This is a genomic window from Pleionea sp. WD8-19 (genome assembly GCF_055326765.1).
This window is the reverse complement of the sequence record NZ_JBUZOU010000007.1, coordinates 236,877-261,977: the sequence shown is the minus strand read 5'-3', so window position 1 is coordinate 261,977 and position 25,101 is coordinate 236,877. Positions and strand designations below refer to the sequence as shown.

At 44.0% G+C, this 25,101-nt stretch carries 19 protein-coding genes; 9 read left to right on the top strand and 10 right to left on the bottom strand.

Annotation, left to right across the window (positions count from 1 at the left end):
- The first annotated feature begins 285 nt into the window (after positions 1–285).
- Together ACTUJY_RS11145 and ACTUJY_RS11140 are read left to right on the top strand one after the other, a co-directional pair.
- Positions 286–1,299: a YHYH protein gene (locus ACTUJY_RS11145; RefSeq protein WP_463616164.1), complete on the top strand. Its 1,014-nt coding sequence runs from the start codon at positions 286–288 to the stop codon at positions 1,297–1,299.
- Positions 1,296–1,817 (top strand): hypothetical protein, encoded by a 522-nt coding sequence (locus ACTUJY_RS11140; protein ID WP_463616163.1) that lies wholly within the window; start codon positions 1,296–1,298, stop codon positions 1,815–1,817. Before ACTUJY_RS11145 ends, ACTUJY_RS11140 begins: the two co-directional genes overlap by 4 nt.
- A gap of 57 nt (positions 1,818–1,874) precedes the next feature.
- Here ACTUJY_RS11140 and accC read toward each other — a convergent pair whose 3' ends face one another.
- From accC to ACTUJY_RS11120, 4 genes are all read right to left on the bottom strand, one after another.
- Positions 1,875–3,227: an acetyl-CoA carboxylase biotin carboxylase subunit gene (gene accC / locus ACTUJY_RS11135; RefSeq protein ID WP_463616162.1), complete on the bottom strand. Its 1,353-nt coding sequence runs from the start codon at positions 3,225–3,227 to the stop codon at positions 1,875–1,877.
- Between the two features lie 33 nt (positions 3,228–3,260).
- The gene (gene accB, locus ACTUJY_RS11130) at positions 3,261–3,725 is read right to left on the bottom strand and encodes an acetyl-CoA carboxylase biotin carboxyl carrier protein (protein ID WP_463616161.1); all 465 of its coding nucleotides are present in this window, start codon (positions 3,723–3,725) and stop codon (positions 3,261–3,263) included.
- A 55-nt stretch (positions 3,726–3,780) separates the two neighbouring features.
- On the bottom strand, positions 3,781–4,242 hold the full coding sequence (locus ACTUJY_RS11125) for a type II 3-dehydroquinate dehydratase (RefSeq protein WP_463616160.1): 462 nt from the start codon (positions 4,240–4,242) through the stop codon (positions 3,781–3,783).
- Between the two features lie 219 nt (positions 4,243–4,461).
- On the bottom strand, positions 4,462–5,202 hold the full coding sequence (locus tag ACTUJY_RS11120) for a hypothetical protein (protein ID WP_463616159.1): 741 nt from the start codon (positions 5,200–5,202) through the stop codon (positions 4,462–4,464).
- 420 nt (positions 5,203–5,622) lie between these two features.
- On the opposite strand from ACTUJY_RS11120, the gene ACTUJY_RS11115 reads away from it, so the two are divergent.
- Together ACTUJY_RS11115 and ACTUJY_RS11110 are read left to right on the top strand one after the other, a co-directional pair.
- Positions 5,623–6,375: an alpha/beta fold hydrolase gene (locus ACTUJY_RS11115; RefSeq protein ID WP_463616158.1), complete on the top strand. Its 753-nt coding sequence runs from the start codon at positions 5,623–5,625 to the stop codon at positions 6,373–6,375.
- A 146-nt stretch (positions 6,376–6,521) separates the two neighbouring features.
- Positions 6,522–7,529, top strand: coding sequence for a DMT family transporter (locus ACTUJY_RS11110; protein ID WP_463616157.1), 1,008 nt, complete (start codon positions 6,522–6,524; stop codon positions 7,527–7,529).
- An 83-nt stretch (positions 7,530–7,612) separates the two neighbouring features.
- Here the strand turns inward: ACTUJY_RS11110 and ACTUJY_RS11105 are convergent, their stop codons facing one another.
- From ACTUJY_RS11105 to ACTUJY_RS11085, 5 genes are read right to left on the bottom strand one after another with little or no spacing between them, the layout of a single operon-like run.
- Positions 7,613–8,230 carry a response regulator gene (locus ACTUJY_RS11105; protein ID WP_463616156.1) on the bottom strand — a complete coding sequence of 206 codons (618 nt, stop codon included), beginning with the start codon at positions 8,228–8,230 and terminating at the stop codon, positions 7,613–7,615.
- Positions 8,223–9,407 (bottom strand): histidine kinase, encoded by a 1,185-nt coding sequence (locus tag ACTUJY_RS11100; protein WP_463616155.1) that lies wholly within the window; start codon positions 9,405–9,407, stop codon positions 8,223–8,225. Before ACTUJY_RS11100 ends, ACTUJY_RS11105 begins: the two co-directional genes overlap by 8 nt.
- Entirely contained in the window at positions 9,373–10,041 is a 669-nt protein-coding gene (locus tag ACTUJY_RS11095; RefSeq protein ID WP_463616154.1) for a hypothetical protein, read from the bottom strand. Before ACTUJY_RS11095 ends, ACTUJY_RS11100 begins: the two co-directional genes overlap by 35 nt.
- A gap of 14 nt (positions 10,042–10,055) precedes the next feature.
- Positions 10,056–10,823: an ABC transporter permease gene (locus ACTUJY_RS11090; RefSeq protein ID WP_463616153.1), complete on the bottom strand. Its 768-nt coding sequence runs from the start codon at positions 10,821–10,823 to the stop codon at positions 10,056–10,058.
- On the bottom strand, positions 10,820–11,728 hold the full coding sequence (locus ACTUJY_RS11085) for an ABC transporter ATP-binding protein (protein WP_463616152.1): 909 nt from the start codon (positions 11,726–11,728) through the stop codon (positions 10,820–10,822). Before ACTUJY_RS11085 ends, ACTUJY_RS11090 begins: the two co-directional genes overlap by 4 nt.
- A 199-nt stretch (positions 11,729–11,927) precedes the next feature.
- Between ACTUJY_RS11085 and ACTUJY_RS11080 the strand changes: the two genes are divergently transcribed.
- The 5 genes from ACTUJY_RS11080 (at position 11,928) to ACTUJY_RS11060 (ending at position 22,669) form a co-directional block, all read left to right on the top strand.
- The gene (locus ACTUJY_RS11080) at positions 11,928–16,148 is read left to right on the top strand and encodes a M36 family metallopeptidase (RefSeq protein WP_463616151.1); all 4,221 of its coding nucleotides are present in this window, start codon (positions 11,928–11,930) and stop codon (positions 16,146–16,148) included.
- A 112-nt stretch (positions 16,149–16,260) separates the two neighbouring features.
- Positions 16,261–17,310 carry a substrate-binding domain-containing protein gene (locus ACTUJY_RS11075; RefSeq protein ID WP_463616150.1) on the top strand — a complete coding sequence of 350 codons (1,050 nt, stop codon included), beginning with the start codon at positions 16,261–16,263 and terminating at the stop codon, positions 17,308–17,310.
- A complete protein-coding gene (locus ACTUJY_RS11070; RefSeq protein ID WP_463616149.1) occupies positions 17,310–18,968 on the top strand; it encodes a sensor histidine kinase in 1,659 nt (552 codons plus the stop codon). Before ACTUJY_RS11075 ends, ACTUJY_RS11070 begins: the two co-directional genes overlap by 1 nt.
- 70 nt (positions 18,969–19,038) lie before the next feature.
- Positions 19,039–21,450: a response regulator gene (locus ACTUJY_RS11065; RefSeq protein ID WP_463616148.1), complete on the top strand. Its 2,412-nt coding sequence runs from the start codon at positions 19,039–19,041 to the stop codon at positions 21,448–21,450.
- A complete protein-coding gene (locus ACTUJY_RS11060) occupies positions 21,440–22,669 on the top strand; it encodes a sensor histidine kinase (RefSeq protein WP_463616147.1) in 1,230 nt (409 codons plus the stop codon). Before ACTUJY_RS11065 ends, ACTUJY_RS11060 begins: the two co-directional genes overlap by 11 nt.
- 167 nt (positions 22,670–22,836) lie before the next feature.
- Here ACTUJY_RS11060 and ACTUJY_RS11055 read toward each other — a convergent pair whose 3' ends face one another.
- The gene (locus tag ACTUJY_RS11055; RefSeq protein ID WP_463616146.1) at positions 22,837–25,002 is read right to left on the bottom strand and encodes a hypothetical protein; all 2,166 of its coding nucleotides are present in this window, start codon (positions 25,000–25,002) and stop codon (positions 22,837–22,839) included.
- Between the last annotated feature and the right edge of the window lie 99 nt (positions 25,003–25,101).

Genomic DNA, 25,101 nt, shown 5'->3' with positions numbered 1-25,101 from the left:
TGGACAATGCCAGTTCAAAACTGGAACCTGACATTGTCACAACTGGCCATCCACTTTGAAGGTCGATTAGATGGTGAACTAGAACTTTAATTTTTAGGCTGACACAGAATTCTGAACGCCCTCGAATCGCACTTCGTTTGAAATATCAATTTTAATTTAATTATTTTCAATTATGTGCCTTTTCTATCTCATCCATTTATAAATCATCATTTTTCTCAACGTTCCGCGAACTCATAATAGGATTGTTCTTCTAATGGAATGACTCAATGGCATAAAGGATAAAGTATGCAACATTTAATCTCAGGGCTGCGCTTTTTAGTAGCAATCGTTTTACTTTTCGGCACGGTTAATATTTTTTCTCGAGATAGAAGTTATTTACCAGGAATGCCGGTGATGATGCCTTTTCTGTTTAACTATGAAAACTTATCATTGCCTCCGAAGCTTGTTACTTGTGAGCTGAACAATGGCTCCAACTCCTGGTGTATTGAAATAGCTGTAAAAGGAACACCGATGGATGATGGTCCATACTGCCCAAAAACTATTGATGATACAGGAGGTATTTATCCTTACGACGGAAAAACGAATCCTGGTCTTAGGGTTCTTAATCGAAGTTTGTTTGAAGATATGGAGTTCGATGGTTACGACATTATTGATGAAGAAGGGAATGTACGATTTGTCATGATCGCTCCGCCCGAACCACCGCAAATGGATCCTGAATTGTCTTATTGTATCGAAACAGAAAAACAGTCGAACTTAAGACTCATTTACCGTTTTCCTTTTTTGCCACGAATGGCCGCTGAACCTGTAGATATGGCCGATGCATCTCATATTGTGGGACTGTCTTTGTTTGGTGTACCCATTAATGGTCTACCTCCTTCGGTAGCGAATGGTATTCCAGGTGCTCCAACAGGTGTTGGAAGTATTCCTGCCTTAGATCCCTGTGGTGGACACTTAAATGAAGGTTTTTATCATTCGCATATTTTTGCAGAGACGATAAACGAACAATTACTTTACAACAGTATTTTTGACGTTTCCTGTCGCAGTGTTCCGCAACGTGTAGCCGATGAAATGATCGGATACGCCATGGATAGCTTTCCAATTTACGGAGCAACGGTATTGGGGGGACGAACCGTCAATTCACTGGATGAGTGTAATGGACATTTTGGCGCAACTAAAGAGTATCCATTTGGTATTTACCATTATCATGCCGATAAAGTTCGAGACGTTAATATTCCATTGTGTTTAAAAGGCGTTTTCGCAAAAGAGCAATTACGAATTGAGCTGGAGAATCAGCAATGACTTTTAAACTAAGACGACTTTTTCGGGTGGTTAGAACGCTTACTTTGTTAAGCATTCTTCCGCTATCTGCTCACAATAGCGCTATTTCATTTTATACATTACAAAAGCATGGAGTGGAATATCAATTACGGGTCAGTCTATCGACATCCACAATTGAAAGTGCCGTTCGCAAACTAAGTTTAATGAGTAACGTGCATGAATATGATGAGTCAATTCAGTTAGAAAGCTGGTTAAGTGAATATTTGAAGCGTTCAATTATTATTGAAAGTGCCATTGAAAAATGCTTTCTTACGTTTCAGAGAGTAACAATAGGAGCGCATCAAACTGACGCTCTGTTTAAGTTAGGAGGGTCAAATGAGGATATGCAAACTCTAAAAGTTGCAATTACGGCGTTTGACTTTTTACCTAATCATCATAATATTTTTAAATTAAAAACAAAGAACAGTGAACAATCTTATGTGCTTTCTAAACGTAATCATTTTTCGGCAAGGCTGTCAGTAAAAAATGATGATGAATAACCAGGAATAAATAAAAAGCCGCGAAAACTCGCGGCTTTTAATTCATCGTATAAAAGCTTAAAGCTGCTTTTCTTTTTCCAGTTTCTTTTCCAAATAGTGAATATTAGTACCACCTTTTTGGAAATTTTCGTCGGCCATAATGCGCTTTTGTAATTCGATATTGGTTTTAATACCGCCGATAACCACTTCTTCCAGAGCCATCTGCATACGTGCCATGGCAACTTCTCGAGTTTCACCGTAAGTGATCAGTTTACCGATCATGGAATCGTAATTCGGCGGCACTTTGTAGCCGGCGTAAATGTGCGAATCCCAACGTACGCCTGGGCCACCTGGCGCATGGTAAGTCGTAATGGTGCCGGGTGATGGAATAAAGGATTCCGGATCTTCGGCGTTGATTCGACACTCGATGGAATGGCCTTTCAAGTTGATATCGGCTTGTTTGAACGACAGCGGTTGACCCTCGGCCACGCGCAATTGTTCTTTGATAATATCGACACCAGAAATCAGTTCAGTTACCGGATGCTCCACCTGTACGCGAGTGTTCATTTCAATGAAAAAGAACTCGCCTTTCTCGTAAAGAAACTCAAAGGTACCTGCTCCTCGATAACCGATTTCTTTACAAGCTTGTACACAACGTTCACCTATATAGCGACGCATTTCTTCGGTGATACCCGGTGCTGGCGCTTCCTCGACCACTTTCTGATGGCGGCGTTGCATCGAGCAATCTCGTTCGCCCAAGTAAATCGCGTTGCCGTGGTTATCGGCCAACACTTGGATTTCGACATGTCGTGGATTTTCGAGAAACTTCTCCATATACACCATGTCGTTGCCGAAAGCGGCTCGCGCCTCATTTTTGGTCAGTGCGATAGAAGAAATCAACTCTTTTTCGTTGCGTACAACGCGCATACCACGCCCACCGCCACCACCGGAAGCTTTAATGATAACGGGATAAGCAATACGTTTGGCGATGGCTAGATTTTCTTTTTCGTCTTCACCTAAAGGTCCACCTGAACCTGGTACGCAAGGTACTCCGGCTTTTTTCATTGCATCGATAGCGGAAACCTTGTCTCCCATTAAACGAATGGTATCGGCTTTGGGACCGATAAAGGTAAAGCCGGACTTTTCCACCTGCTCTGCAAAGTCGGCATTTTCTGCCAAAAAGCCATAACCGGGATGAATGGCAACCGCATCGGTCACTTCGGCGGCGGCAATAATGGCCGGAATGTTGAGGTAGCTTTGCATTGGTGAAGCTGGCCCGATACAGACCGATTCGTCCGCGAGTTTGACGTGCATTAAATTTTCGTCGGCTGTGGAATGCACTGCCACAGTCTTTATGCCCAGTTCACGACAGGCGCGTAATATTCTTAGCGCAATTTCGCCGCGATTGGCAATCAGGACTTTCTCTAACATGAGTCCACCTAAATATTGGTTAAGCGCTAAAAATTATTCGATGATGTACAGAACTTCGTCGTACTCTACCGGCTCGGCATCTTCTACCAGAATGGCCTTTACGACGCCGGAAACTTCCGACTCAATGTGGTTCATCATTTTCATGGCTTCTACGATACACAGCGTGTCGCCTTTGTTGACCTGATCACCAACTTCTACAAATGGTTTAGCGCCTGGCGACGGGGAACGATAGAAGGTTCCTACCATGGGTGATTTCACTGGAGTGCCTGAAGGCAAATGACTTTCTTCAGCGGCAGGTGCTGCTGCCGTAGGCGCTGACGCTGCGGCGGCAGCTGCTGGAGCAGCCGGAGCCATTGGTGCTGGTGCCATGGCGACAGGTGCAGGCGCAGAACTCGCTCGACTGATGCGAACGCTTTCTTCGCCTTCTTTAATTTCAATTTCGGCAACGCCGGACTCTTCAAGTAATTCGATGAGTTTTTTAACTTTACGAATATCCATAATGGTGACCTTATTATTGGAGTAATGTGAAAACGACTACTGCGTAAATAGCGAACTATGAGCTCTTAAGTGATTCACGCGACTGAACAAATTCTGCTGCTTGTTGCGCGGCAATTTCATACCCCATTGCCCCTTGTCCCGATACCACCTGTTGAGCAATATCGGAAAAGTAAGACACCTGACGGAAAGGCTCACGGCTTTTCGGATCGGTTAGGTGAATTTCAGTAAAGGGTATGTTTACCGCTAACAGGGCGTCTCTTAAAGCCACACTGGTATGCGTAAATGCCGCCGGATTAAATAGGATGTAGGCAATTTGCTCCACTTTTGCCTGATGGATCCTGTCAATCAACTGGTGTTCGGCATTACTCTGAAAGCATTGCAGTGTGATTTTGTATTCGTTCAGACAACGACGGGTGAGATCTTCGATATCTTGTAACGTATGATGGCCGTACTTTTCCGGCTCGCGGCTACCCAATAGGTTCAGGTTAGGGCCATTGAGCAGCAAAAATTGAAGCATATCGAATAAATCTCGGTAATTGTCGCTAAATAACGAATAAAATCTGCAAAACGCCACGCTTTGCAAGTTAGAGCCAATTTTGCATAAGGCTGATGATGAAGTCTAGAGTAAATTCAGAAAAATGTGGATTTACCGGCACTTTTAGCGAAAATGCCGGCAAGTTTTTGCTGTATGAGGTCGGATGAGTGGCTTTTTTGACATAAAGTCGCCAGTTTTTGATTAACGTTTAAACGAAAGTGTATCCACGCCGGTGTTGGATGTGGCTGGATCATAAGCAAAAGTAACGATTTGATAGTTGCCAGGTTCGGAAACATCAAACTTGACGTTAAATTCGCTTACATCGACAAAATTCATCGATTTTCTCGAAATTTCTTTACCATTTCTCAACAAATAAGCGGTTACTTCATATTGGTTTGCGTCCCACATGCCTTTTGGCTCGATGGGGCAACCGCACATCATGCGCAATTCCGTGGTCACTTCGATCGAAGAGTCGAGTTTAGCAGTGTCCAACAAACTGGATTTTATGTAAAAGCCTGGAATTTCCAGCAAGATAGCGTCATTTTGTTGCATGTGTTTGCCCGGGATCAGCCAGAGCTCCTGCGAGACGCGAGAAGCGTTGTCACCGAGGTTGAGCGGTCCGCGGGCACTGATGGTCACTTTTGTCGGTTGATCGATATCTATGGTTGTTGCGAATGCAGCACTTTTCTCATCGCTCAGTCGACTGTTGCGCGTTCGAGGAGACTTCATGATCACTTTTGTGTCACCGGTTTTTCCTTCAGTAAGGCCTTTTGCCAGTAATTTGCCGGAGAGGCTATCGGTTATGATGACTTCGGCACCGTCCATACTCGTGCCAATGAATTTAGCATCTTTGGCAAGCACGCGAACGGTCAGTTGAGTATCGACAGCACTGGCAAAAGCGCTGGTAAAAAGAGTCATTAGGGCGAGCATTTTTGAATTCATTTGGGCTCCAATTATCAGTGAATGGATCTGAGTCGCGGCAAATAATCTATCATGTGGCACGGACTCATCCTATGGATTTTAAAATGTCATCTCAACAATTTAAACGTTATTGAATGAGGAGCAAATTGTCCTTGTTGACCTGAAGTTTGGCAAAGCTGACACCATCGACTGATCGAGCTGAGAGCACTGGATTAAAAAAAGGTCATAACAACTGCTAAAATTTTAAAGGATTGTTTAATCCCATGATGTCGCATTGGCTGATACGGACATTGCGGCGTCATCGAGCTCTTATGGGTTTTTTCGATGTGTCGTACACTGTTATTTAAAAGGATTTTCTTCGACTTACTTAAAGTCACCTGTGGAGTAGATGGCATCGAAATTGTGAACTCGAGATCAGTAACCGTTGCAGGAGTAGTAAAGATGCGATTTATCTTGTTACGAGGACTAGGGCGTGACCAACTGCATTGGAAGCCGCTACTTAAACACATGAAACGTCAGTTTCCCCGTGCCTTGATTGAAACACCGGATCTGCCCGGTACAGGTATACTGCACCAAATTGAAAGCCCAAACCATTTGGCCGACTACATATCAAGTTTGGAACGACAGCTCTGTGATTCACAAGAGTCTGCCGTTCTTGTTGGGCTGTCATTAGGCGGTATGATTGCACTCACTTGGGCCGCATTACAGCCGGATCGCTTCCAGCACGTAGTGGTGATTAACTCCAGCAGCAATCTGAGTCCCTTTTATCTGCGCTTGCAAGTGTATAAAGCATGGCGTTATCCAGGAGTGCTTATGCGCTTTTCACAACGTATCAAGGAAAAGTCCATTTATGCCTTAACGTGTAACCGTCGTCCTTTGGATCCCAAGGTTGTTCACGATTGGACCGCCATCGCGCAAAAGCACCCTGTGAAAATTACCAATCAGATAAGACAGATCTGGGCAGGGTTGCATTTTGCTCCGCCCCCCAAAAACTTGTTACCAGAGGTTTCCGTTATCTACTCTAAGGCCGACAATTTGGTTTCACCTCGCTGCAGTCAGCAATTAGCTTCTTTTTATCATTCAAAGAGTTATGTGCATGATTGGGGGGGACACGATTTGCCTCAAGATGCTCCCGACTGGGTAACACAACAACTCAAAGAAATTGTTTCTTCGCAAACTTCCCACAGTCACTGATTCAGATTAGAAAATCTAATCTCAAACCTTAAAAAGATTCGTTGTTCAGAATCATCGCAAATCGCTAATATACGCCGCCTTGTCATACACATGACTGTTTTTTAACCACAGTTGGTTTAATTAAACTTCACCGAGGAGGTAGCGTTATGATGCGAATGTCGTCGTTTAATGTACAGCGTTTTGCGTTGCCGGCGCTCTTATTGGCAATTGTTATCTGGGCGAGTTCTTTTGTGGTGATGAAAGTAGCGGTTGCAGAATTCGGTCCTATGTTGACGGTGTTCTTGCGCATGATTCTGGCTGCTGCCGTTTTGTTCTTTTTTATTCCTGTCTTTCGTAAAGAAAAATACCAGCGTGGTGACTGGGTCTGGTTTATGGTGTTGGCACTTTGTGAACCCTGCTTGTACTTTGTTTTTGAAGGTCTGGCTTTGACTTATACGACGGCTTCTGAAGCGGGGATGATCACCTCATTGCAACCTATGATGGTGGCCGTAGCGGCATACTATTTTTTAAATGAGAAAGTTACAGCACGCTTAATTACCGGCTGTGGTGTAGCGGTTGCTGGTGCTATGTTGTTATCGTTGACAGGTGAAGCTACTGAGAGTGCTCCCAACCCGATGTTGGGAAATTTTTTGGAATTTTGCGCTATTGGGTTCGCTGCAGCTTACAGCATCGTCGCGCGTAAATTGATGCATCGTTATTCGCCCTTGTTTTTAACCGGTATTCAAACGTTCGTTGGAAGCGTTTTCTTTTTACCGGCCGTTTACATCAGTGGCGATACCATTCCTGCGACGATTTCTTGGGACGGTGCCATGGCGATATTGTTTTTGGCTTGGGGTGTCAACATTATTGCTTTCACTTGCTATAACTATTCGCTTGGTCAAATGACTGCCAGTCAGGCAGGAGCGTGGTTGAATTTATTACCCCTGGCCTGCTTATTTTTTGGTTGGTTGCTGCTCGATGAAACGTTGAGTCCATTGCAATACGCCGGTGCTTTGGTTGTGCTGGTAGGTGTGATCATCAGCCAGAGCAAGCCACGACAAAAAACGGTGTTTATTGAACAAGAAATGATTGACTCAGCGTCGGTTGAGAAAAGAGTTTATGGTGAGCAAGAACCATCTTCGGGCAGAGATGTCCAACCCGTTAACGTTTATTAATTTGTGATTGTCCGTCTACTATTCTCCCTGGTTTAGCAGAACATTTGTCACAGTTTCCCCGCTTTGTGCGGGGATTTTTTTATCTACAACCACCCTTTTTGCCGAGCGATGCGCGCGGCTTCAATACGATTCGATGCATTAAGTTTACTGGCTGCATTCGATAAATAATTCCTAACCGTTCCGGAAGACAAATGCATCTGCGACGCAATGGCTTCAGTGGATAATCCATCGGCCGCCAGTTTGAGTGCTTTTCGTTCTTTTTCGGTCAGCGGATCTTCAGCGTCCCAGGCTTCGGTGATCAGTTCCGGATCAATCACTTTGCGACCACCGATGACTTTGCGAATGGCGGCTGCTAGTTCATCACTGGGTGAGTCCTTCAGTAAGTAACCGCGTACACCGGCTTCCATTGCCCGTCGTAAGTATCCGGCGCGTGAAAAAGTTGTCAAAATGATCACTTGTGTGCTGTTTTTATTCCGGTGCAACTGTTGCGCAACTTCCAACCCTGTCATTTTCGGCATTTCAATATCCGTTAGCAACAAATGCGGTTGTAATTCCTGTACTAATTTTAGCGCTTCTTCACCGTTGGACGCTTTGCCAATAACCCGAATATCATCTTCCAGATCGAGCAGTGTGGCAATGGCACCGAGCAACAGAGTTTGATCTTCGGCAATGACCAGATTTATCAGTTTTAGATCACTCATGAGTGGTTTGTTCCTTCAATGAAAGTTCAGTACTGGGTTGCAGTGGAATGTTCACTTTAATCTCAATGCCTTTGTTTGAGGAAAAGGAAACTTGCCCATGCAATTGTTCTACTCGTTCACGCATTCCGCTTAAGCCGTTGCCGGGTACTAGCTTGGCGTCTTGGCCGTTATCTGCGATAGATAATTGCAAATGATCTTTTACAGCAGAAAAGTTGATCTGGCAGCAACTGGCTTGACTATGCCGCACCACATTGGTCATGGATTCTTTCACTACGTAGCCGAGTGCTTCGCTGATAGTGTCTGGAATGGTTATTTGTGCGATGTTTTCTTTCAACTTAATTTCCGCGGCTCGACACAATACTTTTGCTTGCATCACTTCGTGATAAAAGTCGGTTTTTCGATAACCCGAAACGGCTTCGCGCACCTTGGCTAACGATTGGCGACTGATGTTTTCGATATCGGTCATTTCGTTTTTTGCCTTATCCGGATGTTGAGCAATGAGTTTGTTTGCGAGCTCCGCTTTTTTACTGATAAGCGCAAAGGTATGACCGATCAAATCGTGTAAATCGCGGGCGATGCGTTCGCGCTCGGCACTGGTCGCCAAATGTCGAACTTCTTCTTGCGAAGCTTCCAGTTCAATGTTTTTCATGGCCATTTGCGTCCAGTAAATATTGGAAACACCAATCAACACACTGAAAAAAATGGCTGGCAGATAAAAGTACGCCTGAAAGTGAAATAACCAGGATTGCAAGGCAATCAGTAATACGATCACACCTATGCCGTAAAATCCCCAACGTGGGTTACGAAAGCGTGAACAAAACGAGGCCGCGAACACAAAAAATACACTTGCGCCAAGGTTCACAAAAGCCAGCAGTGAACCTATGGCAAACATGCCGGCAATATGCAAAATTTGCCCCGGCAGCTTGCGCCGATAAATGGAAAAATAAAGTATCAAAAACACACCAATACCGAGAGCCGACGCAATAATTTCAAATTGCTCCGGTTTACGAAAAATATAATTGAAAAAATAAATCGATAGGTAACTGAGCCAGACGTAGGGCAGGAATCCGGCCTGCTCCTGCTCTGGTAACAGAAAGTGGTGAATGGTTAATAGCAGTTTTTTCATTGACCAGTTTGGTGAATTATCGTAACTCGACATTATCCAATGTGAACTCAAAAGTCTCCATACCTTTATTGGCAACCCAGGCGAAAGCGGTAATGTTTTGCCAATCGATAGCAGGATACTGATTAAAGTCGATGACGGTCGTTTGGCATTGTGTTGTACCATCGAGGTAAATTTCGTGTGGTCGTTGCACGCCTTTATTGAACACCAGCATGCGATAACGTCCGTCATTTGGAGTTTTAAAATCAAATTGCAACTGGTTAAAGCCACTCACATCATAAGCCACCGACATATCGTTACTGAACGTTAAAATAGTTCCCGCCCAGGGATAAGGGAATAAGGTACCTATGCTGCCTTTCGCTTTTAAGGCGCCTTCGCCATTGCAACCTTGTTGAGTCCATTCAATGCTGGCTTTTGAGTTGCCTTGCAATATTTCGTCACTGGTAGCATAGAAAGGAATATCCAGTGCCGAAACCAGGTGTTGATCGAAAGAGGCCAGGGTTGGTGAGTTCACCGACTTTGCCGTTTGTAGGCTGTTCTGATCCGTTTTATGTGCTTTGGTACTTGTCTGAATACTATCCGCTATTTTTTCGTTCGAACTTTCGGGGGTAACGGTTGGCGTTGGTAATAAAAACAAACCGCCAACTACCAAAGCTAACAGCGTGCTAAAAATAACTAAGGGCTTCATCCGACTTTCTCCTGTTAAGCGGCTGACTGGTTGCGAAAGGCGCGCAACGCCAATAAAAGAAACACGCTCGTCATGACAAATAAAATACTAAGGTGCCACAGCACATTAAAATTTAAGTGCTGATTTTGTATCGCTAAAGTAATTTGTGAGAGATGAAACGCCGGTAGCGCCCAGGCCATTGTCTGCATCATTTCCGGAAACAATTGAATCGGAATCCACAACCCGGACAGAAAAGCCATCGGCAAATAAATTAAATTCACTATGGCCGGCGCTGCTTGTGCTTTTAATGCGAAACCTAACCACAACCCCAGAGCACAAAAAGGTAAGCTACCCAAGAGCAATGTAATGAGTGTTAACGCCCATTGCCAGCGGTGTAAAGTAACGTCGCCAAATATTGCACCTAAAGTAAACAAGCCAAAAACAATGACTAAGGCAAACAACATGGAACTTAAAATGCGTGCAATAAAATAAGCTGAAATTGGCATGGGACTGCATTGTTTTAATGCGAGCCAGCCTTGATCTTTTTCGATGGCAACGCCTACACCAAAAGAAAATAACGAAGGCCCAATAATGCCAAACACGCCGTAAGTCGCCATCAAGTAACTTGATGCCTGACCACCCATGCCGCCTTTATTAAAGATTAAACCGAAAAAAGTATAAAACATCAGCGGAAACAACAAACTGGGGATCGCAAACGCCGGCATACGAAGCGTTTTTAAAAATTCGGCACGTGTTTCCAGCCAGTAAATTTTAAATAGCGGAACGGAAACAGAAGTGTTCATGCGGCTTGCTCCTGTGGTTGATTGGTCTTATTGGAGGACAACTGTAAAAACGCATCTTCCAGAGAAACTTGTTCAACGGTTAAGTCTTCAATGGTTAGTGACTGTTGAAACAAAGCGGAAAGGGTTTGTTCGGCATTGTGGCTGATTAGCTCGTAATAGCCGCCACGTTCATCGGTTTCAGTTATCGCCGGAAGACGACGAAAGTCATCAATTGGCAATCGTGAACGAAAACGCAAGCGCTTACCCCCCAGTTGTGCTTTGATGGACTCGGAAGTGCCCTGATGTTGTATGCGCCCTTGTGCAAGCAATAAAATACGATCAGCGAGAGCGTCGGCTTCTTCCAAGTAATGCGTGGTCAATAATACGCTGGTGCCTTGTTTACTTAAACGGCGAATGCATTGCCAGAAATCGCGCCTTGCCTGTACATCGAGTCCTACCGTGGGTTCGTCGAGCAACACAATTTCAGGTTGACCGCAAATCGCTAAGGCGAAAAACAGGCGTTGTTGTTGACCACCCGATAATGAATCGAAACGGCGATGGGCAATCTCATTAAGACGCGCCAAATTTAGCGTTTGAGATAAGGGCAATGGATTGGGGTAATAGCTGCTAAACAGTTCGATGTGTTCTGCAATGCTTAAAGTGCCTGGCATTTTAGTCGATTGGAGAATGGCACCAATTCGTTGTCGCGCTTTGAGTGAACCAGGCTTATCGCCGGCAATGGAAATGGTTCCGCTTTCGGTTTTAAGTCTTCCCAATAAGTGATTAATGAGTGTTGTTTTTCCGGCTCCATTTGAACCCAACAAGGCGACAACTTCTCCTTTTTCAATCTGTAAGGATACATTGTCGAGAGCAATGGTTTTACCAAATGTTTTTTTTAACTGCTTTACGTTTATAAGTGCGGGCATAAATTTCCTCCTGGTTGAAACAGTATCTCTGATTTCATCGTGCGAATATAGAAAGTAATGTCATCGAAAAATGATGACAAATGTCATTCGGGTGTCATGTTAACTTTCAATGCTTACGGACGTAATATTCACCTTTTTTATCCCATTTATTTGCGTTATGTTGTTTTGACCAAACATCGGGACAACAAGGGAAATCTCAATGCCTAATAATAAGATCAATCTGGTTGCACTTGCGGTAAGCGGTGTTATAGCAAGTTCAATATGTGCGGCTGGGCTAACATTGAATAATTTTGATGTGAACGCTTCTGTCGATGAACAGCGACTGACTTTGCCAGTAAAACAACAGCGTCTAAGTTCAAAGCATTTAAAGAATCATGTTGACCAAAAACTGGGGGTGAGTACTTTTACTTGGTCAGATGAGTTTAGACAGCCCGTACCATCATCAACACTTAAAAGTGGCGCTGCGTTGCAGCAGAAAATGCGCGATGTGTTATTAACCGTCGACACGCACGGTCTATCAAAAAGCTCTGTAAACAATGCGAAACAAATTTCGTTTCACCAATCGCCACAGGGATTCATTGTGAGTCGATACCAACAAATGCACCAAGGACATGAAGTATTCGGTCGCCAAATTGCGGTCATTATGAATAAACATCAGCAGTTAGTGGCAACATCCGGCTATTTTATCGATGAGAAAATATCGCAAAATCAAAGCAAATCAAATCTGACTTTTCAATTCGAAGCGAGTCAAGCAATACAAGCAGCCGCTCGGACTCTTGAGATGGAAATTCCTTTGTCTGAATTTTCTGTGGGTGCTACCAAAGAAAATTATCAAACCTTTCATATCGATAACGCTCGTACGGAGGGGCATTGGATCATTGATCGCCCAACCAGATTGAAAAAAGTGTTTTTTCCGATTCAGCGAACACTTGTTCCTGCCTATTACTTGGAATTGATTGGCAGTCAAAAAGAAAGTACGGATCACTTTGGATACAGCTTCGTTGTTTCTGCTGTTGACGGGTCCATTTTATTTCGTAAAAACCTAGTCGAAAATGAAAGTTTTAGTTATCGAACATACGCTGAGTCATCAGGTGTCAATATTCCTTTTGACGGTCCGTATGGTAATGATCTTACCCCTCACCCGACAGGTGATGTTAACGATGACGTGACTGAAACGGCGGTCACAGCTAATTTAATTACGCTTGCGCACGGGCCAATTTCTAAAAATGATCCTTGGCTTACTGCCAGTGCCACTGCCACATCTGGAAACAATGTTGATGCGTATGCCGATATCGCTGAACCAGACGGATTCAATACCGGTGATTTACGGCCATCAACAACAGCCGATAGAACGTTTGATTACTCCACATCATTGGACGATGACGCCTTATCCAGTGATGGTCGAAGTGCAGCTGTCGTGAATCTGTTTTATATGAATAATTTTCTTCACGACTGGTTTTACGACAACGGTTTTGATGAACGTTCTGGTAATGCACAGTTGAATAATTATGGCCGAGGCGGAGAGGAAGGCGATGTCCTTTTGGCTGAAGGTCAAGATTACAGCGGAACAAATAACGCTAATATGTTAACACCTGCGGATGGTGGTAGTCCGCGAATGCAAATGTATTTGTTTGTTCAATCTGGGATAGGTGTTTCTGCTGCCGGAGTAGGGGATTTTGAAGCTTCGGGTGCTAATTTTGGCCCACAAGAATTTACAGTGCAGGGCGTATTAGAGCGTTTGGAGGACGATACCGATCCTGTAAATGACGGATGTGAGTCTGTTGTTAACGCAGCTGATCTCGCCGGAAAAATTGCTGTAATCGATAGAGGTGCGTGTGCATTTACACAAAAAGTAAAAGCTGCACAAGATGCGGGTGCAATAGGCGTCATTGTTGTCAACGATGCGCCAGCAACGGATCCGGATCGCGGTGGCTTGATCAACATGGGTGGCGATGATGCAACCATAACCATACCATCACTTTTTTTAACCCTTGAAGACGGTACCTCCATTTATAATGCTATGTCGGGTGGTGATGTTGAAGTAACCCTAAGTCGCGAAGTGGATTATCGCGACGGTACTTTGGACAACGCCATTGTTGCTCATGAGTGGGCCCATTACCTTTCCAATCGCTTGGTGAGCGACGGTGCGGGCCTGGTGAATAACCAGGGGCGCAGCATGGGTGAAGGTTGGAGTGATTTCGTTGCGCTACTGATGATGGTGAAAGAAAGCGACGCATTGTTGTCGGGTAACGATCAATTCCAAGGGGTTTATGCGGCCGCCGGTTTTGCGACACAAGATCATTATTACGGAATTCGTCGGGTGCCTTATTCCACCGACTTGAACAAAAACGGACTGATGTTCCGCCATATAGAAAGTGGCGTGGCCTTACCGGATACTCATCCCGTGCGTTATGGTCAGGATGGTAGTTTTAATGCTCAGGTTCACTCTTCGGGGGAAGTGTGGGCAACCGCATTATGGGAAGCTTACGCTGCACTGCTTAATCGCGATGAGCTGACTTTCGCCGAAGCACAAGAACGCATGAAAAGTTATTTGGTGGCCGGTTTAAAACTGACACCCTATGCACCAACTTTTACTGAAGCGAGAGACGGTATATTGGCTGCTGCAGCGGCAACGGACAGCGCTGACTTTGAAGTCATGTTGGCCGCCTTTGCCAAGCGCGGACTAGGGCTCGATGCGGTCGCACCTGATCGTTGGTCCACCACTCATGCAGGCGTCGCAGACGGTTACAGCACGCAACTTAGCTCATTCAAAGCGGTTTCATACCAATTGGATACCAATGCACTTAATAACGAATATCGTTATTGTGATAATGATGAAATTTGGGATGCGTCTGAACCTGCACTGTTGACCGTCACAATTGAAAATGTGGGTGCAAATGCTTTATCCGGTCTCACGGCGACCATTGCAACGGACGCCGATGTGACTTATCCACTCGGAAATACTCTAACCTTTGATGCGATTAACGTGTTTGGCGCCAGTGCTAGCGCAACCCTGCCGGTTGTATTAAACAGTGCAACACAAGAGCAAATCGTTAACTTCACGGTAAGCTTTCCAGAAGCGGGCTCCGACCCCGCGGATGTTGTGGAGCCTGACGATATTAATTTCGCGATCACCACCAACTACGATCTAGCCAAAGCCCGAACGTTTGACGATATTGAAAACAGTTTGGCAGTACCTTATGACTGGAGCGTTTCGGTAACCGATAGCGGTATGACGCCTTTTGGTATGGATGGAGGTGCTTTCGATAGTTACTTCAGTCGTGGCCAAATGCTATGGGGGGTAAATAATGAAGTTGCGGGTAGCAGCTATTTGGTGAGCCCAGAAGTGATTGTAAACGAATCGGGTGATTTCAGTTTCAGTTTCTTCCAATACCATGATTTTGAATCAAGCGAAGATCAAAACGGTGATTTACAACATTGGGATGCGGGTGTGGTTGAGATTCAAATTGATGGTGGTGATTGGACGGATATCACTCAGGTCAGTGGCGGCAGCCTTACTCCTGGGTATAACGGCACCGTGAGTTCGTCTAACGACGAAATTGGCGGTCGTGATGCGTTCGTTGAATACAATTGGCCCGGACAAGTGGTTACTGGCACGATTAGCGAAGGTGCAATAAATGGTGCAACGGTTCAGGTGCGATTCCGCATCGGCAGCGATGCGAATACCGGCGCTTTTGGTTGGCTGATCGACGATGTGCAATTTAATAACATCAGCAACCTGCCATTCAGCGACAATGTAGCGGAAAACGGTGTGTGTGAAAATGCCATGCCATTGGTATCGGAACTGGAAGACCTTTACGTAACAGAAAAAGACGGTGACGATCAGCGCACCATCAATTTATCGGTTACAGCGTTTGACCATGAAGACGACACACTGACCTACAATTGGTCGCAAACCGCAGGAACCAGTGTAAGCATGTCGGGCGCAGACACCAACAGTGTATCCTTCATACTTCCTTATTTGAGTGATCACGAACGAATGGACTTTCAGGTGACTGTAAGTGACGGAACGAACGAGGTAACTCGAAGTGTTTCCGTGTACATAGAAGAAGTAAACGATGCTCCAAGTGTTACGATCGATGGTGCTACAACCGCAAAAGAGAAAAAGCAGGTAACGCTTTCTGCCAACGGTGTGGACTTGGACGATACGCTAAGTTACCGTTGGACTCAATTGAGTGGGCCTGAAGTGACCATCAATGGCGCAAGTAGCAGCACAATCAACTTTACCGCGCCGAGTGGTGGCGGAGAGCTGGCATTCGAGGTCACTGTTGACGATGGGGAGTTAACGGCAACTGCGGAACATATTGTGAGTGTTAAGAAAGACAAAAAGTGGTATGGCAGTATGAGTTGGGTTGTTTTAGCCTTGCTCTCGCTTTTGGGAATTCGACGACGTCGTTAGTACTCCTTTCAAACCTTTAGTTAATCACAGGGGGAGGGAAACCTCTCCTTGTTACCGGTTTTAACCGCCGATCTCTTCTATACTTGCAGTTAAACCCGTAATCGATCCGGCTATGCCCATTATGAGAGTTGCTGCGCAAGCCCTGATCTTAATCTGTCTCGTTTCGTGTCTGCACTGGCCATTATTGGCGTCGGAAGTGCCACGGTTGTATTACGACCAAAAAAAGATGCAGCCTTCCGAAGAGTTTCTCTACGACTGGAAAACTAAACCTGTAGCGGGTGATCCTGTGCGTTTATGCGCACTGATTCCGCCCGCCGATACCAGCTTTTGGTTTGCTGTGAATTATGGCATGGCGCGACAGGCACGTGCGCTGAATACAAGCCTGCGCGTCTTTAACTTGACCGAAGATGCGAAGAATGGTCATTTCCGCATAAGCTTAGAGCAGTGTCAGCAGCAAGGCGCTAACGCCATCATTATTGGCGGAAACGTATCGCCAGAGGAGGTTCCAGAGCTGGATTCGGTAGCGTTGATCCAGATTGGACAACCACAATCCAATTCATCAGCGGCTTTTTCCATTTACAGCAATTATTTTAGCAGCGCGCGGTTATTGGCGGGTTACATTAATGCTCAAATTGCGAGTGAGCAGTCCAATAAAGTGTTGTTGATTTTGCATAAGGAAGAGAAGCAAAAGAATCAATCATTGATTGATGGATTCAATGCCAACGAAACCTTTCCTGGATTGCCTTTATTCGAAGTGGTTTATCTGCCACGTAATTATCAAAAAATGAAACAACAATTGCGAGACTATCTGCGTCTACATCACGACAGTGATGTGCTCATTGGTTCTGCACAGATCTCACAAGTGGCGGTAAAGTTAAAAGAAGAACTGGATTTGGCATCGTTAAAACTACTGGCTTATGATCTCGATGCGCAAGTCTTTCGAGAAATACGACGTAATAATATTCTCGCAGCTACCAGTCATGCGCCGGTAGTTCAAGGCATGTTAGTGGTTGATGCAGCACTCAAACTACGCCAACAAAAGGCGCTTCCAAAAAGCCTTACCAGCGAAGTCGAGTTAGTAAACACTGCCAACGCAACTGAGTTTGACTTCAGTTTTAGCTTTGCACCTTACGGCTATCGCACGATTCTGGAAGTGAATTAATGAAGTTCTCCAGAGGTCTGATTTACCTTGTTACCTTTGCAATATTCCTTGCAGGAACGGGCATTACATTAGTCGTTTATACGCAAGTAAAATCCAATACCTTTATTAGTTGGGAAAATCGTTCGCACCAGGAAGCGCAACAAATTACCAATATTTTTCTCAGTTGGCTTGACCGGGAAAATGAAACTTTCAAAGGGGTAGCCTCTCTTTTTTACGCACTAGATGACATTAGCCAAGATGAGTTTGCAACCATTATCGATGTCGTTGAACGTACCGAATTATCCATTCGTCAATTGTCGATCATGCGAGCGAGTGAAAACTCAGACGGATTAATGATTGTTGATTTAATGGCTGGTAATGAAGATTTATGGCAAATCCATCGACCTTTGCCTGATATCAAACAGGTTAATGTGTCACTGAACAAGGCCAAAGACTCACCGGGCCGACCAATTGTCGGGCCGGTGTTTCGAAATCAGTTTGACGAAGCGATAGTACTGATTGCCTTTGCGTTGACCCACAGTGAGTCGGAAGGTGTGCTGTTTTTTGTGGTGAACTTAGACACCATGTTAAATGGAATTCGTCAACTTCATACACCGGTGGGGTTAAGTTTTGAATTGCTACAAGAAAACGAATCATCGATAAACCTGTTTTCAGAATACGATAAGACGCAGGCAATTTCGGAACATCCGATTCGGGTGATTGGGATTGATAAAGAATGGAATTTTTTATGGCGCACTTTTCCGGAATATCGAGGTGGAGTGGATTATTCTTTTGCAAATGTACTGCTGTTTGGCGGGTTAGGAATTTCGACTTTGCTCTCGATACTCACCTGGATCCAGTTACAGCAGCAACACAAAATTCAACAAAAAGTCATTGAGAAAACAGAACAGCTGGAAGAGGCTCAAAAACAGTTATTACAGTCGGAAAAAATGGCATCGTTGGGTAGTTTAGTATCTGGAGTATCGCACGAACTCAATACCCCCATTGGTACAGCGCTCACGGCATCTTCTTCGTTGCGTAATTTAGTGCAACAAATGGCGAATCAAGTCGACCAAAATCAGTTAACAAAAAAAGCACTATCGGAATTTTTACAAAATTCACGTGATGCTGCTGAACTGATTGAATCGAATATTGCTCGCTCTACTGAGTTAATTGCGGCCTTCAAGCAGGTGGCGGTTGACCAAACAAGCGAGCAAAAACGTGAATTCAACTTAAAAGAAATGATTGAGGATTTGTTGGCGACTCTCAAGCCTATGTTGGCCGATACCCAGCACAAAGTAGAGTGTCAAATTCCAGATCACATTACCATGAACAGTTTTCCTGGGCCATTGGGACAAGTGTTAAGTAACTTGTTTAATAACAGTGTGTTACATGGGTTTGAGCAAAAGCCATCAGGCACGATTCGAATTCGAGCAGAACTGCATAAGCATCAAATAGAGCTCATATACGAAGACGATGGCTGCGGAATTCCAGAGCAAGACCTTGGCAAAATATTCGATCCTTTTTACACCACCAAACTGGGTAAAGGGGGCAGCGGATTAGGCTTAAATACGGTCTATAACATGATTACTGGCGTACTTAAGGGGCAAGTGGAAGTAAAAAGTGTGCCCGGTGAAGGGCTGAGTTATCGGTTGCAATTACCTTTGAAGGTGGAGTAACCCAGCAACTGGTGGATATTCAACTATACTGAGACTATTGCGATAAACTTGGATATATGTATTTACTGCAATGAGTGATGATCTGATCGTTTTTGCCGATGAAGAGGAGGAGCCTACCGCTTCCGAATCTACCGGTAAAACGCCTTGGAAATTGTTAATTGTTGATGACGAGCCCGATGTGCATCAGGTGACAAAGCTGGCACTCCTCGGTTTCGAATACAAGCAGCGACCTTTATCTCTCTACAATTGTTATTCGGGCGAAGAAGCACGTAACTTTCTGCGTGAGGAGCAGGATATTGCTGTTATTTTGCTTGATGTGGTAATGGAAACGCCCAGTGCTGGACTGGAAGTCGCTCGTTATATTCGGGATGAATTGGGGGATCAGAAAGTACGTATTATTTTGCGTACCGGTCAACCTGGCAGTGCTCCCGAAGCGGAAGTGATCCGAGGGTATGATATCAATGATTATAAAAATAAAAACGAACTTACTCGCGATAAACTGATTACCAGTGTCACAGCCGCTTTACGATCTTATGAAGATATTATAAATGCCAGCGGCTTCTATTTTTCGCTGAAAAAAATTATGAATATCAGCGAGCAGTTATTAGGTTGTAATAAGACACAAAACTATTGTAAACAGCTGAATGCTTTGATTGATGAAGCGTTACCTCTTACGCAAAGTATGGAGCAAGTCGCAACAAGTTTCTCATTAATCCAGCTTTCACCTTCGGAACCCGCAACAATATTAGAGCATAGTAAAACATTGCCGCCGAAAGCTGAGTCACTTGATGAGTTGAGTCGTGTTTGGTTCAGCGACCCCAATAAAAGCGGCGATATGGATGAGCAACACTATGCCATCCCATTGTTACCGAGCGATGCAGACCACCAGTTGTTATTACTGCTTTATTACGATGCGCCAATATCAAACGAAGAGCATCAATTACTCGAAAATCTTACACATAACTTGGTAGTGGCCTACAACACCGTATCGCTACAAGCTTCACTTGCTCAGCACAACGATATGCTTGAAGAAAAAGTTGCAAAGCGAACGCTTGCGTTAGAAAAAGCTACCAAAAAGGCAGAGCAAGCCAATCAAGCCAAAAGTCAGTTTTTGTCGAATATGAGTCATGAAATTCGTACGCCAATGAATGCCATACTGGGTTTTACACAGTTATTAGAAAGAGATAAGAATATTTCTGAAGAGCATAAAAAAACATTGGCGAAAGTGTCGAAAGCTGGCGAGCACTTACTTGGTATTATTAACGATATTCTAGACTTGTCTAAAATTGAAGCCGGAGCGATGGAGTTGCACGAAGTCGACTTTGACCTCATTGCGCTAATAGAAGATATCTATCAAATGTTTGTGCTGCGTTGTGAGCAAAAGCATTTAGCGTGGACATTTGAAAATCAAACGCAGCAAGAAGTGCTTTTTGTTAAATGCGATCAAAGTAAGTTGCGTCAGATTCTAATTAATTTACTTGGAAATTCGTTAAAGTTTACAGAACGAGGCTCCATCAAGTTGCGATTGTCACATCAAGATAATGGACTTCTGTTCGAAGTTTGCGATACCGGAATGGGAATTTCAGAGTCCGAGAAAAAAACATTGTTTAGTAATTTTCAGCAAGGGCGCGCAGGCGTAGAAAAAGGAGGCACTGGTTTAGGTTTGGCAATTACGTATCATCAAATCAAGCTTATGGGTGGTGAACTTAAAGTAGAGTCCGAAGTTAATAAAGGAAGTCGATTCTATTTTAATTTACCGTTGATAGAGCACTTTAATGGTGAACAAAAAAAAGAGCAGGCAACTGAAATCAGTCATATTCAACTTAAATCGGGAAGGTCATGCAAAGTTTTATGCGTTGATGATAATCCGGAAAATCGCGATGTTATAAAAACGTTACTTGAGGATTGTGATGTTGAAGTGGTAGAAGGGTGTGATGGGAAGGAAGCGCTCGAAATATTAAAAAAAGAATCCGTCGATATGGTATTTTTGGATTTATTGATGCCAGTAATGCGTGGGGATGAAGCGATAGTTGAAATTCGCGAGACGCTAAAGCTCAAAGATTTGTACTGTGTTGCGATATCAGCATTCAGTTTAAGTTTGGATACTCAGCACTTTATTGATATTGGATTTAACTTATTTGTTTCAAAACCTTATTCCTTTTCGACTATTTACGCAATTTTATATGATGTTTTTCCAGATCGATTCGATGTGTACTACGATCAGGAGCCCACTAATAATAATGCACAAGCTACCTCACAACCTTTTGACTACTCACAGTATAAAATAGACAGGGCATCACATGAAGCCTTAAAAATGGATAGCGCTATGAATCGCATGTCTCATATTAAACAGACATTACAAGAGTTAAGAGTACGTAATGAGAGTTTAGGTCCTTTGTGTGATCAACTAACCGAACTCGTTAATAACTACGATATGGAGGGTTTGGATGCAGCTTTAGATGAGGTGACTTATGTCGAATGAACCACTGGAACTGTCGAAGCTCAAAGTACTGGTTGTTGACGATAAACAAGAAAATTTGGAGCTGTTAACGGGCATTCTTGAAACACAGGGGTATGATATTGCTTTTGCTTTAAATGGAGAAAAGGCGATACAGGTGGCAACGTTATTTATGCCCGATTTGATTTTACTGGATGTTATGATGCCAGGTATCGATGGTTTTGAAACCTGCCGAAGAATGAAGTCGCTGAATAATATACGCAACATTCCGGTTATCTTTGTAACGGCTAAAGACGACGTGGCCGATGTCGTTAGGGCATTCAGCATCGGCGCAGTGGACTACATAACAAAGCCGATACGGCAAGAAGAAGTGATGGCTCGAGTAGAGACGCACTTGAAATTGCAGAAGTTGTTGCAAATACGTGATGAGCTGATCACTCAATTACGCGAGCAGAACATCGAGTTAAATCAACTCTCGCAGGTAAAAGCTGAGCAACTTGAAGATTCAGAGAAAATTCGGCATCTTGGGGAACTGGTAGGAGAATTAACTCATGAGTTGTCAACACCACTTGGGATTGTGAATACCGCGATTACCACGCTTTCAGACAATCATAAACTGGTTAAGCGAGCATTTGAAGACAATAAAATGACCAAGTCAGTGTTGGAAGAGCATTTTAGCTTATTGAGTGACTCACTGGGTATGGCTCAATCCAATATTAATTATGCGAATCAAATTGTTTCGAGCTTTAAACACATTATTGTGGGTGAGTTTAACGAGAAAATTATTGAAGTAAATCTTAAACATTTTCTCAACGATATTTCCTATTTAATGACACCAAAACTGAAGCGTTCGCCGCACCAGTTGACCATTGACGCACCAGCCGATGTGGTCATTCATACCTATACTGGCGTACTTTCACAAGTGTTGATTAATATTATCAATAATGCATTAATGCATGCGTTTGATGACGGCGTAAGTGGGCAGATTAACATTGAAGCCAGCAGTAAAGAGAAAAGTTTAGTATTAAAAATCAAAGACAACGGTCGCGGAATTCCTCAGAAAGATGCAGAAAAAATATTCAAAAAGTATTTTACGACCAAAGCGGGTAAGGGGGGCAGTGGGCTTGGTCTTTACATTGTGAAAAAGTTGATTTCGGATAAATTAAACGGTGACATTACCTTCACTTCTGAAGTAGGGAAAGGCACTTGTTTTACTATTACGTTGCCGAAAGAATTGTCTTAAGAACCAGTCCTATTATCACCTGATAAATTGATGTTGCGCACTCTTTTCGATTTTTGACAAATCCTTCGCTAATGAGCTGGTAAAAACTATTTATTGTTCTTGTTGAAGACTTGCAAGGAGAATGGAAAAGACATTCACTGGGAAGTCTTTTCCATTAGCTTTAACATTTAAAACATACACAGCTTTTTGGACGGGATATTAAAGTTTACTTTTACCTTTAATATCTTTAATGATTTACTGAGTTTCGGGGTGTTAAAGCATCCATTCAGGTCAAGGTTGCCTTTTAACGTGCCGATGCTATCTGTTTTGCACGTTTTTTTTCCGCCGAGGCCAGGGACTTTGACTTTTGCACAGTATTTTACTTTAAGCGGTGTTTCATGTTGAGAGGACACATTGTTTCCATTTACTTGTCCACGGTATTTGCCATCACCATAAATTTCAAACGTTTGCCAGGCAATGAATTTACCACCTCCTATGGGAACGCTTCCGGTAGTTAATCCATTCTTGTTAAAGTAACGACTGAATTTTTGTGCAAACTGACTCGCTGATGAATAATTCAGAGTACCCATGGCGAACGATTTCGCTTTTTTGCCAAATTTGGCAACCGCATTTTTAACTTTTATGCCAGCTTCCGTTAACTCTACAGTTGCTTGTTCAACTTTTCCATTTGTGAGCTGAATCGCTTGGTTCGCTGATGAGCTCAATGTATTGACTGCAGTCGCCGTTGTGTTACCCACAACGTGTACGGTGTTGTTTGCAATATTAACGATACCGGAAATGGGCACCAGTAAACTGTCAACGGCTTTACATAAGTCGATGGAAAGATTACCCAGATTATGTCCGCCAACATTCACCGTGGTTCCGGTATCGATAGTAGTACGGCAAGACTGACTGTTAGCGACCAGTTCAAAACCGATATCCGAACCTTTGTAGCCAAAGCGTCCATCCATATTCAATCCATCGGATACACCCGAAGTGTTGTAATTGAGTGATTGCGAGCCTTTCAGGATGTAACCGTTGTGCGACAAGTCGGCTCTAAAGTAGCTGTCGAAACTGGATATCTTGTCATTGTCGATATCAATATGGCCGTATACATTGACCTCCGGAGAACGAATCCCATCGAGCAACTTGGTGATCCAATTCCCGACTCCGCCACTGAAAACATCGATGCTTTCGGCCCAGTAAGAAAAGGATTTTTTCGCGCTGTTAAAATTAATCGAGCCTTTGCCTAAGTCCATAGAAAACTCAATGCCAGCATAAGATCCCAAGTCCAATTGCAATGTACCGTTGCCTGCAAATTGCGTATCACTGGCTATTTCAGTCAACTTGTTGCCAATGCTTTGCAAAATATCCTGATCGCCACCGTAGCCATCATCGTTTTGATCAAAGTCGACGTTGAACATACCATCAACGGATATTGGGTACGGTTGAAATTTAATAACACCGCCCACGACCAGATGCCCGTCTTGTGTGAACTTTTCGTTGTCGAAGTTATCGCTCATTTGCCAGTGATTGCTGTTCCATTCGGCTCCTTGCCATCGGCTGCCGTTCCATAATGGATAATCAGCTTCGAAACCCAAGCGGCCGTGGTAAGACAACCCTTGCGCCGTGAGTTGTACCGGGCTGGCATCGAAAGGACCTTTGGTGAAGAGATCGGTTTCGAAGTAATACAATGGATCGCTCCAATCGAGTACAAATTTCAAGCTTGCAGAGTTGTTACTGTAAGAAGCCGAAATGGAATCGGTTAACGCCATTTCGCCACCGTCGGTGTAAGTGAGATCAAAAAACGCCATTAAGCGATTGTCGGGTAAGCCAACCGAAATATCGGCGTAATCATTAAGAATGGCGCCTTTTGCAACGGCAAACGCAATGCGACTGCCGCTCATGTTATCGCTGAGCCAGCTGATGCCACCAAAACTCAAATTGGGAATTTGTCGTAGCTCACCGAAAAACTGACCATTGTCGGAAACAATGATTTGATAGCTGTCGAAAGTTCCGGCGATGATGCCGGTAGCGTCACCAGCAATCGGCGCCAATTGAATCGCACCCTCACATTGATAATATTGATTACCGGTAGAGTACTGATCGGATATATCCAGCCAGCCAGCGTGACAGGTTATATCCACTTTAAAACTGTCGAGCTGATAACGAATGATGTCTCCGTTTTTATCGAGCTGCTTGCTGGAAACGGCTAGCAAAGTATCGGTCATGGCGTCTTGCAGTGCGGGCGAGGTTAACTGATAAGCTTGTGCAGCGGACAATGAAGTCGCACCTAAACTCAGTGACAGTAAACCCAATGTTGCCAGTTTGCGATGAGAGGGTTTGGTGAACATGATTATCTCCTTGATGATAAGTTGCGTCGGGCTGATGATTCAGCGTTCATTGGATTAAGCGAAAACGGCGACGTTTTTCCCTCAAATAAATTATATTTT

Coding starts and splice junctions, on each gene's coding strand:
- ACTUJY_RS11145 (WP_463616164.1), top strand. CDS start 286: ATGCAACATTTAATCTCAGGGCTGCGCTTTTTAGTAGCAATCGTTTTA.
- ACTUJY_RS11140 (WP_463616163.1), top strand. CDS start 1,296: ATGACTTTTAAACTAAGACGACTTTTTCGGGTGGTTAGAACGCTTACT.
- accC (WP_463616162.1), bottom strand. CDS start 3,227: ATGTTAGAGAAAGTCCTGATTGCCAATCGCGGCGAAATTGCGCTAAGA.
- accB (WP_463616161.1), bottom strand. CDS start 3,725: ATGGATATTCGTAAAGTTAAAAAACTCATCGAATTACTTGAAGAGTCC.
- ACTUJY_RS11125 (WP_463616160.1), bottom strand. CDS start 4,242: ATGCTTCAATTTTTGCTGCTCAATGGCCCTAACCTGAACCTATTGGGT.
- ACTUJY_RS11120 (WP_463616159.1), bottom strand. CDS start 5,202: ATGAATTCAAAAATGCTCGCCCTAATGACTCTTTTTACCAGCGCTTTT.
- ACTUJY_RS11115 (WP_463616158.1), top strand. CDS start 5,623: ATGCGATTTATCTTGTTACGAGGACTAGGGCGTGACCAACTGCATTGG.
- ACTUJY_RS11110 (WP_463616157.1), top strand. CDS start 6,522: ATGATGCGAATGTCGTCGTTTAATGTACAGCGTTTTGCGTTGCCGGCG.
- ACTUJY_RS11105 (WP_463616156.1), bottom strand. CDS start 8,230: ATGAGTGATCTAAAACTGATAAATCTGGTCATTGCCGAAGATCAAACT.
- ACTUJY_RS11095 (WP_463616154.1), bottom strand. CDS start 10,041: ATGAAGCCCTTAGTTATTTTTAGCACGCTGTTAGCTTTGGTAGTTGGC.
- ACTUJY_RS11090 (WP_463616153.1), bottom strand. CDS start 10,823: ATGAACACTTCTGTTTCCGTTCCGCTATTTAAAATTTACTGGCTGGAA.
- ACTUJY_RS11085 (WP_463616152.1), bottom strand. CDS start 11,728: ATGCCCGCACTTATAAACGTAAAGCAGTTAAAAAAAACATTTGGTAAA.
- ACTUJY_RS11080 (WP_463616151.1), top strand. CDS start 11,928: ATGCCTAATAATAAGATCAATCTGGTTGCACTTGCGGTAAGCGGTGTT.
- ACTUJY_RS11075 (WP_463616150.1), top strand. CDS start 16,261: ATGCCCATTATGAGAGTTGCTGCGCAAGCCCTGATCTTAATCTGTCTC.
- ACTUJY_RS11070 (WP_463616149.1), top strand. CDS start 17,310: ATGAAGTTCTCCAGAGGTCTGATTTACCTTGTTACCTTTGCAATATTC.
- ACTUJY_RS11065 (WP_463616148.1), top strand. CDS start 19,039: ATGAGTGATGATCTGATCGTTTTTGCCGATGAAGAGGAGGAGCCTACC.
- ACTUJY_RS11060 (WP_463616147.1), top strand. CDS start 21,440: ATGTCGAATGAACCACTGGAACTGTCGAAGCTCAAAGTACTGGTTGTT.
- ACTUJY_RS11055 (WP_463616146.1), bottom strand. CDS start 25,002: ATGTTCACCAAACCCTCTCATCGCAAACTGGCAACATTGGGTTTACTG.